Origin of the sequence: Pollutimonas subterranea, from assembly GCF_002849655.1 — a bacterium.
Classification (GTDB): Bacteria; Pseudomonadota; Gammaproteobacteria; order Burkholderiales; family Burkholderiaceae_B; genus Pollutimonas; species Pollutimonas subterranea.
Genome location: NZ_PDNW01000002.1, coordinates 282332 through 294298 on the forward strand (window position 1 = coordinate 282332; position 11967 = coordinate 294298).

14 protein-coding genes and 2 pseudogenes are annotated in these 11967 nt (G+C 56.3%); 8 read left to right on the forward strand and 8 right to left on the reverse strand.

The features are described from left to right. Positions 1-47: 47 nt before the first annotated feature. Together CR159_RS03750 and CR159_RS03755 are read right to left on the reverse strand one after the other, a co-directional pair. The gene (locus CR159_RS03750) at positions 48-887 is read right to left on the reverse strand and encodes an ABC transporter ATP-binding protein (protein WP_102072663.1); all 840 of its coding nucleotides are present in this window, start codon (positions 885-887) and stop codon (positions 48-50) included. A 12-nt stretch (positions 888-899) separates the two neighbouring features. Next, a complete protein-coding gene (locus CR159_RS03755; protein WP_102072664.1) occupies positions 900-1883 on the reverse strand; it encodes an ABC transporter substrate-binding protein in 984 nt (327 codons plus the stop codon). Between the two features lie 88 nt (positions 1884-1971). Here CR159_RS03755 and CR159_RS03760 point away from each other — a divergent pair, with 88 nt between their 5' ends. Beyond that, positions 1972-2703 (forward strand): GntR family transcriptional regulator, encoded by a 732-nt coding sequence (locus CR159_RS03760; RefSeq protein ID WP_102072665.1) that lies wholly within the window; start codon positions 1972-1974, stop codon positions 2701-2703. Between the two features lie 49 nt (positions 2704-2752). Then, entirely contained in the window at positions 2753-3256 is a 504-nt protein-coding gene (locus CR159_RS03765; RefSeq protein WP_233208164.1) for a SixA phosphatase family protein, read from the forward strand. Positions 3257-3338: 82 nt separating this feature from the next. On the opposite strand, the gene CR159_RS03770 is transcribed toward CR159_RS03765, so the two are convergent. The 5 genes from CR159_RS03770 to CR159_RS03790 form a co-directional block, all read right to left on the reverse strand. After that, positions 3339-4628, reverse strand: a complete 1290-nt coding sequence (locus tag CR159_RS03770; RefSeq protein ID WP_102072667.1) for a saccharopine dehydrogenase family protein — start codon at positions 4626-4628, stop codon at positions 3339-3341. Positions 4629-4659: 31 nt separating this feature from the next. Next, on the reverse strand, positions 4660-5757 hold the full coding sequence (locus tag CR159_RS03775) for a carboxynorspermidine decarboxylase (protein ID WP_102072668.1): 1098 nt from the start codon (positions 5755-5757) through the stop codon (positions 4660-4662). Then, complete coding sequence (locus tag CR159_RS03780; RefSeq protein WP_102072669.1) at positions 5754-6101, reverse strand: helix-turn-helix domain-containing protein; 348 nt, start codon at positions 6099-6101, stop codon at positions 5754-5756. Before CR159_RS03780 ends, CR159_RS03775 begins: the two co-directional genes overlap by 4 nt. Positions 6102-6380: 279 nt before the next feature. Next, on the reverse strand, positions 6381-7004 hold the full coding sequence (locus CR159_RS03785; protein WP_102072670.1) for a BPSL1445 family SYLF domain-containing lipoprotein: 624 nt from the start codon (positions 7002-7004) through the stop codon (positions 6381-6383). A gap of 77 nt (positions 7005-7081) precedes the next feature. After that, positions 7082-7420 carry a YnfA family protein gene (locus CR159_RS03790; RefSeq protein ID WP_102072671.1) on the reverse strand — a complete coding sequence of 113 codons (339 nt, stop codon included), beginning with the start codon at positions 7418-7420 and terminating at the stop codon, positions 7082-7084. A gap of 361 nt (positions 7421-7781) precedes the next feature. Between CR159_RS03790 and CR159_RS22180 the strand changes: the two are divergent. From CR159_RS22180 to CR159_RS03795, 3 genes and pseudogenes are all read left to right on the forward strand, one after another. Beyond that, a pseudogene (locus CR159_RS22180) lies at positions 7782-8162 on the forward strand (PAS domain-containing protein); the annotation flags it as partial. Between the two features lie 122 nt (positions 8163-8284). Then, a pseudogene (locus tag CR159_RS22300) lies at positions 8285-8545 on the forward strand (PAS domain-containing protein); the annotation flags it as partial. A gap of 129 nt (positions 8546-8674) precedes the next feature. Next, entirely contained in the window at positions 8675-9745 is a 1071-nt protein-coding gene (locus CR159_RS03795) for an ATP-binding protein (protein ID WP_233208166.1), read from the forward strand. Between the two features lie 50 nt (positions 9746-9795). Here CR159_RS03795 and CR159_RS03800 read toward each other — a convergent pair whose 3' ends face one another. Continuing rightward, complete coding sequence (locus tag CR159_RS03800) at positions 9796-10095, reverse strand: hypothetical protein (protein ID WP_102072672.1); 300 nt, start codon at positions 10093-10095, stop codon at positions 9796-9798. A gap of 118 nt (positions 10096-10213) precedes the next feature. On the opposite strand from CR159_RS03800, the gene CR159_RS03805 reads away from it, so the two are divergent. From CR159_RS03805 to CR159_RS03815, 3 genes are read left to right on the forward strand one after another with little or no spacing between them, the layout of a single operon-like run. Continuing rightward, complete coding sequence (locus tag CR159_RS03805) at positions 10214-10405, forward strand: DUF3008 family protein (RefSeq protein WP_102072673.1); 192 nt, start codon at positions 10214-10216, stop codon at positions 10403-10405. A gap of 30 nt (positions 10406-10435) precedes the next feature. Then, positions 10436-10948 carry a (2Fe-2S)-binding protein gene (locus tag CR159_RS03810; protein ID WP_102072674.1) on the forward strand — a complete coding sequence of 171 codons (513 nt, stop codon included), beginning with the start codon at positions 10436-10438 and terminating at the stop codon, positions 10946-10948. Then, positions 10945-11958 (forward strand): FAD binding domain-containing protein, encoded by a 1014-nt coding sequence (locus CR159_RS03815; protein ID WP_102072675.1) that lies wholly within the window; start codon positions 10945-10947, stop codon positions 11956-11958. The genes CR159_RS03810 and CR159_RS03815 overlap by 4 nt, the downstream gene beginning before the upstream one ends. Positions 11959-11967: the final 9 nt, after the last annotated feature.

The window sequence follows — 11967 nt, forward strand, 5'->3', positions numbered from 1 at the left end:
CCCGGCGACCCCGATATAGAACCAGGAATAGTTGCGCTGGCCATTTGTTAAACCCCCATCGCCTTGAGCGACTCGGTTCTCAACAAGCCCCACACCTTCGACTGGAGCGCGCCGTAATGCGGGTCCATCGCCGTTTCGCTCCCACGCTCGCGGCTCCAGCCGGTTTCCACGATATCGATAAAGGTGCCCGGACGCGCCGACATGATCCCGACACGGTCCGACAGCAAGACGGCCTCGTCAATGGAGTGGGTGATCAGCATGACGGTCGAGCCGGTCTCGCGCCATAGCTTCAACATCTCCTCTCCCATTAACAGGCGCGTCTGTTGATCAAGAGCGCCAAAAGGCTCGTCGAGCAACATAAGGCGTGGCCGCAGGACCATTGCGCGAGCTATGCAGACCCGCTGCCGCATGCCGCCTGACAGCTGCGCCGGATAGCTCTTGGCAAAGTCCGTGAGCCCCATGAAAGCAAGGGCATGATCGACACGCTCCCGGACTTCGCTCTCGGGTAAACCGTTGCGACGGGTTCCGAACGCCGCATTGTCGAAAACAGTCAGCCAAGGGAAGCTGGCATCCTCCTGGAATACGACGGCGACGCCGTCCGGCACCTCACCCTTGACCTCCTTGTCTTCGAAGACGACCCTGCCTTCAGTGGCCGGGCTCAAACCGGCCACGAGGTCCAGCAATGTGGACTTCCCGCAGCCGGAGGGTCCAACGACGGAAAAGAATTCGCCTTGCCGCAAGTCGAAAGACACCGGCCCCAAGGCATGCAGCGGCGATCTTCCATCTCGCGCGGCAAACACCCTTGTCGCCGCGTTGATTGCAACATGCGCCTTGCGGTCGACTGCGATTTCGGGAAACTCCCCGATCATAGTGAGTGGGCTGGCCATTCCAACCCTACCCTATTTACTGCGTTGATCTGCGGGCAACAAGCTTTCGTCGACAATTGCACTCCAATCGAAAGGCCCCTCTTCGATTGCCTTCACAAGGACCAGCCCCTTTAGCATGGCATTCATGCCCTCGTAGTCTAGGCGGCCGGGACTCCAGTAAACGCCCTTTGCCGCCATAATGTCGTTGATGGCGAGCTTGGCAATCTTAGGATCAATTTTGTAATGCTTGGCCAGAATATCTCCGGACTCCTCCGGATTCTTAAGCAGATAATCGACACCCTTTCGGCGCCCTTCAATAATGGCTTTAATGGTATCTGGATTCTTCTTGAGATAATCGCTGCGCACAATACCCACGGTTTGGGTCAACTTTGGAATCTCGTCCCCGGACTTGAAAACGACTTTAATGTTTTCTGCTTCACGGCTCAGTACAGGTTCTGTCATGTAGATGACATCGACGGCGCCTTCACGCAAGGCGGTATACGCCGAGCTGAGGCTGCCCACCGCCTTGCGGTCTACATCAGCCAGGATGCCCCGATTGCTCAGCGCTATGGTCGATACCATATCAGTGACCGACTTCGGACTGCTGTAACCGAGCTTCTTGCCTTTTAAGTCCATGATCGAGTTCAATGGCGAGTCCTTCTTGGCCACCCAGACGTTATCGGCCAGACTCAGGACTCCGCCATGCACGATCGTGAGCTTGACGCCTTGCTTGATAGCCGCAATTGCCGCGGAAAGCGCCACCTCACCATAAGGGATATCAGAAGCAAGCGCATTGCGGACTGTCGTCCCGCCACCTTGCGAGGTGATGAATCCCGTAACATCGATACCGGCCTCCTTGAAAAATCCTTTTTCCTGGGCGACCGCAAATGGCGTTCCATACATCCCATCGGCCCAGTGTGTCACGGTCAGGTTGGTAGCGGATGCCGATGAACAGGCGAAAATGACAGGTAGAACAAGGCCGGACGCTACTTTGGCCAATGCAGGCTTAAGATTCATTTTTCGTCTCCTGAATAGGTATAGTAATTTTGTCCTACACTTTTAGATTAAAGTATATCCCTACATTTGTCACGGAAATTTCTCATCGATGAACACCGCCAAAAGAAGTAAAGAATCATCCGCAGATGACGGTGTATTGCGCAGCGGCGATATGGTCGAACGAATTGCGGCGACCCTCAAGGAGCAAATTCTCGAGGGCACGCTGGCGCCAGGACAACGTCTTATTTCCCGCGACCTTATCGAAGAACTGGGGGTTAGCCGCGGGCCGTTGCGCGAAGCGTTCCGCCGGCTCGCGGAAGATCGGCTCGTCCAGATCATCCCTAATCGCGGCGCACTCGTGCGCCGCCTATCGCATGACGAAATTATTAATCTGTTCCAGATTCGTGAAGCATTGGAAGGACAGGCAGCACGCCTGGCCGCCCAACGCATCGACGAAGGCGGCAATCGGCAATTCTTCCAGGCAATCGTGGATATGGGTGCGTTGCATAAAGAAAAGCAGGAAATCCACCCTTTCATAGTCCATAACCGGGAATTCCACCAAGCCATCGTGAAGCTTAGCGGGAACCCCGAATTGGGCGAGCTGATTGACCGGTATCAGCTGGCGGTGTTCATGTCATTGTTACGTCAAGTCATCGGCGCAGACCAGTTGATTGTCGACTCTATTTCGCAGCATGAGGCAATAGCGAGCGCGATTCTTGAAGGCGATTCTGACGCGGCGTACACGGCCATGCAAAAACATCTCTGGCATTCGGCCCACACTATGCTCAAACGTGCCGAACTGAAAAATGATCGGCGCCTCACGCCAGCGCTTGTAGAATAAAAGCGATCTGTCTAAAAATTTGAGGGGAAATTTGCCGATGCGCCGCTTAATGCTTCTTCGCCACGCCAAAGCCGACAGGCCGGACGGCGTCATCGATCACGAACGCCCTCTTGCAGCACGCGGGCTGCGGCAAAGCAAAGAGATGGGCAGATACATGGCCAAGCAAGGGCTGGTCCCCGACCTTGCCATCGTGTCCACCGCAAAACGCACGCAAGACACATGGCTGCTGGCGGGCGAAGCCTTTGGCGCAGAAGTGGCCCGGCACGACGAACCGCGCATATACGAAGCCGCCTTGGGCGACATCCTTCAGGTCATTTCCGAGACCGACCCTTCCGTACAGACTTTGCTGCTGGTGGGACACAACCCCGGATTCGAACGCCTGGCGACAACGCTGGCCGGCGCAGGCCGCGCCGCAGCATTATCCCGACTTGAACGCGAGTATCCGACGGCAGCGCTTGCCGTCATTGATTTTTCCGTGGACAACTGGACGGAAGCGACTGTGGGCAGCGGTTATCTCGACCGTTTCGAGACCGTCGCGTCCATCAGCAACTGATAATCGCTACACAGCATGCTGAATAGCCGCAGGATCCGGGGCGGCACCCTGCGGCATTCGATTCCGCTGCGATGAGGTGCACTCAACCGTACTGAAGAAGCTGGCTTGACGCCAAAGTGTCGACCTCTTCCTGCTCGGGTTCGACAACCCGGTCTCCTTGGGCGTCGCGAATGCGGGTCACCAGTCCCATCCGGTTCATCAGCGCGATGAAAGGCACCGGGTCGAGTTCCTCGACATTGGCCATCTCGCCGATGTCCCAGGTCCCGTCGGCGATCAGCATGGCCGCCGCCACGACAGGCACGCCGGCGGTATAGGAAATAGCCTGGCTACCGACCTCTTCAAAACATGTCTTGTGATCGCAAACGTTATAGATCAGAACTTCCTGCGGTTGGCCGTTTTTGTGGCCCTTGATCAGGTCGCCAATGCAGGTCTTGCCGGTGTAGTCGGGCGCTAGCGACGCGGGATCCGGCAACACGGCCTTGATGACTTCCAGCGGCACGATTTCCTGGCCCCTGGCTGTGCGCACCGGCTGCTCGGATAAAAGGCCCAGGTTCTTCAAGACAGTGAACACATTGATGTAGTGGTCGCTGAACCCCATCCAGAAACGGATGTTCGGTACGCCGAGGTTTTTCGACATGGAGTGAAGCTCGTCGTGTCCCGTCAGGTAGGTCGTGCTCAGGCCCGTCACCGGCATGTCCCAATCCTTGCGGTGCTCGAACATTGCGTTGGCCTTCCAGGCGTTGTCTTCCCAGGACCAGGCGGTAGAGACAAACTCCCGGAAGTTGATTTCGGGATCAAAGTTGGTCGCAAAGTATCGTCCGTGGCTGCCGGCGTTGATGTCGATGATATCGATGGATTCCACGCTGTCGAAATGCGTATCCATCGCATAACGCGCGTAGGCATTGACCACGCCTGGATCAAAGCCCACGCCCAGCACGGCCGTTACCCGGGCATCCTTGCACGCTTGGCGCCGCTTCCACTCGTAATTGCCGTACCAGGGCGGAGCCTCGCACACTTTATCCGGATCTTCGTGAATGGCGGTATCCAGGTAGGCCGCGCCCGTTTCAATGCATGCAGCCAGCACCGACATGTTGAGGAACGGCGAACCAACATTGATGACGATTTGGCTGCGAGTAGCGCGAATCAGGAACTTGGTCGCTTCGATGTCCATGGCGTCAAGCGCATGCGCTTGCAGGGTTCCGGCTCGCTGCAAGCTGCCTTTTTCATGGACGGATTCGATGATTGCCTGGCACTTGGCCAGCGTGCGCGACGCAATATGAATGTCGCCGAGCACGGCATTGTTCTGGGCGCATTTATGTGCAACCACCCGAGCCACCCCGCCCCCGCCAATAATTAATATGTTGCGCTTCATTTGCTTATCTCTCAAGATTGAACATCCGCTGTCAGGACAGGCTGCTGACAAAGTCATCAAAGGAAAACTGGCGTACCACCCGCACACTGCCATCGATTTCCTTGATGGCAATGGCCGGCATGTGAATTCCGTTAAACCAGTTCTTCTTCACCATGGTGTAGCCGCCCGCGTCACCGATCGAGATGCGATCACCTACTTGCAGCGGCTGCTCAAAATTTGCTTCCCCGAAAATATCTCCGGCCAGGCAGGTTTTCCCGCAAACCTGGTAAGTGTGATCACCCTGGCCGGTTCCGATGGGTGCGGTCTCGCGATAAATCAACAGATCCAGCATATGTGCTTCGGTGGAACTATCGACCACCGCCAGGTTCTTGCCCTTGAAGCCGATATCGAGCACGCTGACTTCCAGCGTTGTGGTGTGGCGCACGGCTGCTTCGCCGGGCTCGAGGTACACCTGCACGCCGTAGGTCTGTGCAAAGCGGCGCAAGCGCTCGCAGAACGCATCCAGGGAATAGCCAGGCGATGTAAAGCTGATACCGCCGCCCAGGCTGACCCAGTTCAGTTTATGCAATATCGCGCCATAGCGGCGCTCGACCTCGGTCAACAGCTCATCGAAACGCTCGAAATCCCGGTTCTCGCAATTATTGTGGATCATCACGCCATCAAGGTCTTCGATGATAGCCAGGATACGGGCTGGGTCGGACTCACCCAGGCGGCTGAAGGTGCGAGCCGGATCGGCCAGATCGAAGCTGGCGCAACTGACGCCCGGATTTAAGCGCAGGCCTTTGGGCTTGTCGCCAGCGAACGACGCGAATCGTTCGAACTGGCTAATCGAATTGAAAATGATTTTGTCGCTGTGTGCCACGACCTCTTCAATTTCATGATCGGCAAACGCCACGCTGTAGGCATGGGTTTCACCGCCGAATTTTTGATGGCCCAGCTTGACTTCGTACAGGGACGACGAGGTGGTCCCATCCATGTGCTGCTGCATCAGGTCGAATACAGACCAGGTGGCAAAGCACTTGAGCGCCAGCAAGACCTTGGCGCCAGAACGTTCTCGAACCTGGTCGATAATGCGTAGGTTGCGCAGCAAGGCTGCCTTGTCGATCAGATAGTAGGGTGTGGAAATCATGTGGATCGTTCAACCGGTTTGCGGCCGCGCTTCTTGTGCGCGCCCGATTTATCGCCGTGATGATCGATGATCACGGGAGGATGATTGGGAAAGGTCGCCACCAGTTCAAGCTGGCCGCCTATGCATTCGACATAGTGGCGCAAGGTCGACAGCAGCATGTCGCTACGCTTTTCAAGCCGCGAGATCGTGTCCTGGCCAACACCCAGGGCGGCCGCCATCTCTTCCTGGGTCTGCCCGGTACGCTTGCGCAGTTCTTTCAAAGTGGTTGGCGCCATGGCATTTGCCGTGATCGGCAGGCCGCAATCAGCAGCCAATGCAGGTACCTCGTCGTGTTTTTTTGCCATGCCGACAGCTCGTTCCGCTGGAAGTCAAGGCGGAATTATGGCTTAAAGATCATATGTCGTCAAATCCATATGTTCGGCTTGTGTACGACCAGGTTTTCTTAAATAGCCTACGGCGGATACGTATGTCCTTCGAAGAACGCCGTAAACCCGTTGCAATGAAAAGCACCTCATAGGGTTGGAGACTCCCAACCTTATGAGGTGCATGATCGCGCAACAACGGCTTTATGCCCAGAGCCAGAGACACCTGGCTGCTCTCTGGGAAGTACGGATTCCTACACGTTATTTGACAGCGCCGGACGCGGCCGCGCCGCGGTCATCGATCCGGTTAATCTTGGTGCCCTCCAGAGATACCCCTGCCATCAAGCCCGCATTTGTCATGACAAAGCCGACGACGGGTTCGCGCATGGTTCTTGTGTCAAAGGATCCAGTAGCGCTCAAGTTGGCGACGGCCACCGTCGCGTCAACGCCTGCGGTCCATCCTTTGCTGCGTTGAAAGTGATCGAGCGCTTCTTGTGTTTTGAATACCAGGATGATGGCCTTGGATTGGGCGCCAGCCTGCAGACCGAATGATCCGCTTGATGTGCTGTAGTAGCCTTGATTCTGGCCGCCCACTCTCAGTACCCCATCACCATGCTCGGCGCCGACCACCAAACTGGCGCCGAGGACTTTCGGAAATATGAGCACGCCCTTGGCTTGCGACACCAGTTCTCTGGAATGTGGCGCAACTTCGTAGAGGCGTTCCAGGGCAGCGTCGGCCCGCGAGTTGATATCATCGCGCCGTTCAACACCGGTCTGTTGCTCGCGGGGAAGCGTGGTCGTGCAAGCCGTCATGGCTAATGCAGCCGTAGCCACGGAGATGGCAATTAACATGCGGCGGGGCTTGGCGGTCATTTTTATACTCATTTTATTCTCCTGGTATGAATCTAAAGTACATCCTTCGCGAGCTGCCAGCAAGAAGCATTCCCGGCCTTCGACATAACTCATGAACTGCTACCGGCAGGCTGCAGGGCAATGACGGCCATACCTACGAGCGCGATACCGGCCCCCGCTATATCCCACCGCGTCAGCTCAACGCCATCGACGATGCGCAGCCATAACAGGGCAACGGCAATATACATGCCGCCGTACGCGGCATAGGTGCGGCCGGCCGCAGTGGGATGCAGCGTCAGCAGCCACGCAAAAAGAGCCAGGGAAATGGCTGCCGGCAGCAAGAGCAGAATACTTTTACCTTGTTTCAGGACAAGCCACGGCAGATAGCAGCCGATAATTTCCGCCAAGGCCGTTACGGCGAATAATAGACTCAAGCGCAGAATATCCAAGACAACTTCCTATGCAATGGTTTGTCCGTTCCCCCTGAACCATAAAGGCCGATAAGGCCCCACGCCAGCAAACCCGAAGCGTGCCTCGCCCACACGACAAATAAGGGTTCGACGATGATAGCATCGGGGCGCCCTCCCCAGGCGCTGCGGCGGTTCGCTGCCAGGCAATCCCGGCAGCGCACGGGAGCATCTAATCTTCCACTTCACCATACGGATATCTACCAATATCGGACAAATTCAACAGTTGCCGAAGACAGCTCGAAAACTGTTATTGTGAGTATGGTTAACTGCATATTTCAATACAACCGAATCTCGTGATCGAACTGAAAAAAATATTGTGTAGAGCACGTAAAGATCAATCATGCAAAAAGACCAAAAAGAGCAAGACGGCAAAGCCAACGTCCTTAATACCGATGCATTAGTAAATAGCGGACGATTCGAGCTGCTGGTCCACGCCATCAAAGACTATGCCATCTACCTTCTCGATCTGAAGGGATACATTATTAGCTGGAACACCGGCGCGGAGCGGTTCAAGGGCTATACGGCACAGGAGATTATTGGCCGGCATTTTTCGTGCTTATACACTGAAGAAGACCAAAACGCTGGCGTCCCGGCGCGCGCGCTGGCCATCGCGGCGGAACAAGGACAGTACGAAGTCGAAGGCTTGCGCGTGCGTAAAGACGGAAGCCGATTCTGGGCCAGCATTGTGATCGACCCGGTTCGCGATGAGAACGGAACATTGATCGGCTATGCCAAGGTGGCGCGAGACCTCACCGACAAGAAGGCGGCCGACCAAGCCCTCTTCGAAAGTGAACAACGGTTTCGGCTATTGGTGCAGGGGGGGTCCGCGACTATGCAATCTATATGCTTGATCCGAACGGTTACGTCATCGACTGGAATTCCGGCGCTGTGCTTATTAAAGGCTATTCTTCCGACGAAATCATCGGCCGCCACTTTTCCTGCTTTTACACGCAGGAAGATCGCGAACTGGGCGAGCCCGAACGGGGTCTTGCGATTGCGTTGCAGCACAATACATTCCAGAACGAAGGTTGGCGCGTCCGCAAGGACGGTTCGCATTTCTGGGCCAGTATCGTTATTGACCCCATTTACAACGAAACCGGAAAACTAATAGGCTTTGCCAAGGTTACCCGTGACATCACCGAGCGCAAGCGGACGCAAGACGAAGTCGACAGGCAGAGGGATATCCTGAGCCACGCCCAAAAACTGGAGGCCATCGGCCGAATAACTGGCGGCGTGGCCCATGACTTCAATAATTTCCTTACGATCATTCGTTCCGCCGCTGACTTGCTCGGCATGCACAGCCTACCGGCGGAAAAGCGATCACGATATGTTGAAATCATCATTGAAACAGCCGGACGGGCGGCCCTCTTGACGCAGCAACTGCTTGCCTTCGCGCGAGAGCAGCCGCTACATCCCAAAGTGTTCGACATAGCCTCTCGTATCCATGGATTGAAGCATGTTATCGAAATGACCCTCGGAGCCAGCGTCAACATAAACATTGGGCTTCCAGCAGATTTATGGGCTGTCCACGCCGATGCCAGCCAGTTTGACACTGCCATCCTCAACTTAGTCATTAATGCACGCGATGCAATGCCAGCTGGCGGCACTCTGCAAGTTGGTGCTCGCAATGCTACCAGCCTGCCCCCGTTACGCGGACATACCGACGTTGTCGGCACGCTTGGGCGTTTTATTGCGGTTACGATCGGCGATACCGGGAGCGGCATCGAACCTTCGCTTATCGAACAAATATTCGAGCCTTTTTTCACAACGAAAGAAATCAATAAAGGTACCGGCTTGGGTCTTAGCCAAGTATATGGGTTTGCAAAACAGTCGGGCGGCGAAGTCATTGTGGAAAGTCAGCTGGGCAGTGGCACGACCTTTACCTTATTCCTTCCATGTGCCACGGCGCAGCATCCGCCATCCGTTTCCAATACTACTGTCGATGAGCGAAGAAACGTTCAGCCGAGCAATGTACTACTTGTCGAGGACAACGAGCTTGTAGGAGCATTTGCACAGAGTATGCTCACCGATGTGGGCCATAACGTGACCTGGGTAGTAAATGGCGAAGCCGCACTGGCCATGCTTGCTGCCCGACGCGCCAACTTTAATCTCGTCTTGTCGGACATTCTGATGCCTGGCATCAACGGGATTGAATTGGGAAAAGAGATTCGGCGTCGCTGGCCAGATTTACGGGTAGTGCTCAGCAGCGGCTATAGCCCCGCCCTGGCCCAGGAGGGTGACCATGGGTTTGAGTTCCTGCAAAAGCCCTACACCCTCGATCACTTGCTTGCGATTATTCGATGAACGCGGCAATGAACGCAATGTTGAAACGATAATAACCCACGCGTATCGAATCATTTTCGGCGTACTTCCGTACCGGCTGCGTCGTCGGCGTCCCTGCCATCCGATGCGGCGCCATGCTTCAAGCGTTCCGTCTGTGGGTCATCGGCAGTACCTTCCGCTTGCGTGGCAGCAAAGTCGTCAGGTCCGGGAACCTGCCCTGTTCGGGCTTCATTGTCAGCCGCCGCCGTCGCACGATCAAATCCGGTTGACGTGGTACTGGGAGGCGGATGATCCATGTCGGGGCGCCGCTCGTCCTCCGAGGATATGTGGGCAGGGCGAGGCGCTTTGGCGTTTGGATCGGGAGTCTTCATTTCATTCTCCTGGATGTTGCGTGATCATGCCCCTCCTGCAGCATGTTCCATGCCACCTGTTGGGGACATAGGAATAGCACTTGCTGGATTCCGATCGCACCCATACAGGAGCTTGATCATGCCAGCAAAATCCAAATCACAGCAACAGGCGGCCGGCATCGCACTGGCGGCCAAAGAAGGCGAAAAAAAAGTCAGTGACTTAAAGGGGCCATCCAAATCAATGTACAAATCCATGAGCGAAAAGGAACTGCACGACTTGGCGGCCACGAAAACCAAAAATAAGCCCGATCACAAATCCGACAAGGATTAGCACACTGATGCCTTGTCACGAGGAGAGCCCATGGACCCACTACTGTTGAATTTTTCCGTAAATGGCCAATCGCGATCGATCTCGGTGGATGCCAGCGCGACACTGTTGGATGTATTGCGCGAGCAGCTGGCACTTTCGGGCACCAAGAAGGGCTGTGACCATGGGCAATGCGGGGCCTGTACCGTACTGGTGGATGGACGCCGCATCAATGCGTGCCTGACGCTTGCCGCCATGCAGGAGGGTCGGTCAATTACGACAATCGAAGGCTTGGCTGACGGCGATGTCTTGCATGACCTGCAAAAAGCCTTCATTGAACATGACGCCTTCCAGTGCGGCTACTGTACGCCCGGACAGATTTGCTCGGCCGTGGGGTTCATCAATGAAGGCCATGCTGATGCGGTAAAAAGCCGTGATGCCGGGTCCGACGACACGCTGCGCGATGTGATCCGCGAGTTCATGAGCGGTAATCTGTGCCGTTGCGGCGCGTACACCAATATCGTGGACGCCATCATGCACGTAGTGCAGGAACGGGAGCGCATATGAACCCATTCTCGTACACGCGCGCCCGGGACGTTGCGCACGCGGCGCGCGAAGGCGCCGCAGGGGACGTGAAATTCATTGCCGGTGGCACGAATTTGCTGGACCTCATGAAAGAAAACGTCGAACGTCCCCAGCGGCTGATCGACATCAACGGCTTGCCCCTGCATCACATCGAAGATACGGCTGAAGGCGGCCTGCGTATTGGAGCGCTGGTGCGCAACGCCGATCTTGCCGCTGACGCACGGGTGCGCGAGCGCTACCCGCTACTCTCCAGCGCGCTGCTCGCAGGAGCCAGCCCGCAGCTTCGCAATATGGCCACAACGGGCGGCAACCTGATGCAGCGCACGCGTTGCTACTATTTCTACGATGTTGCGACGCCCTGCAACAAGCGGCAACCCGGTTCCGGCTGCAGTGCCATCGGAGGCGTCACACGCATCCACGCCATACTGGGCGCGAACGAGCGATGCATCGCCACCCACCCATCGGACATGTGTGTCGCCATGGCAGCGCTCGAGGCCAAGGTTAACGTCGTCGGCCCGGACGGCGCGCGCAGCGTGGCGTTTGCCGATTTTCACCGCTTGCCCGGCGAAACGCCCAATCTTGACAACAACCTTGCACACGGCGAACTAATCACCAGCGTCGAACTTCCTCCGGAAGGGTTCAGCCAGCACTACAGTTACCTGAAAATTCGCGATCGTCTGGCTTACGCCTTTGCCCTGGTTTCCGTCGCAGCGGCGTTGCGGATCGAAGACGGCCGTATCACGGCAGCACGCGTTGCATTGGGCGGGGTGGCCCACAAACCCTGGCGCAGGCCCGATGCCGAGCAGAGCCTGATTGGCGCACAGGCAAACGCGAAGACGTTCACCGACTTTGCCAACAGCCTGCTGAACGAGGCAAAAGGCCAGGGCGACAACAACTTCAAGATCGCGTTGGCGCAACGCAGCATCGTGCGCGCGCTTGTACAAGCCGCCGACGGCACCCCTCAATCCCAAACCGACAAGCGAATTGTCTAAGGAGACGGC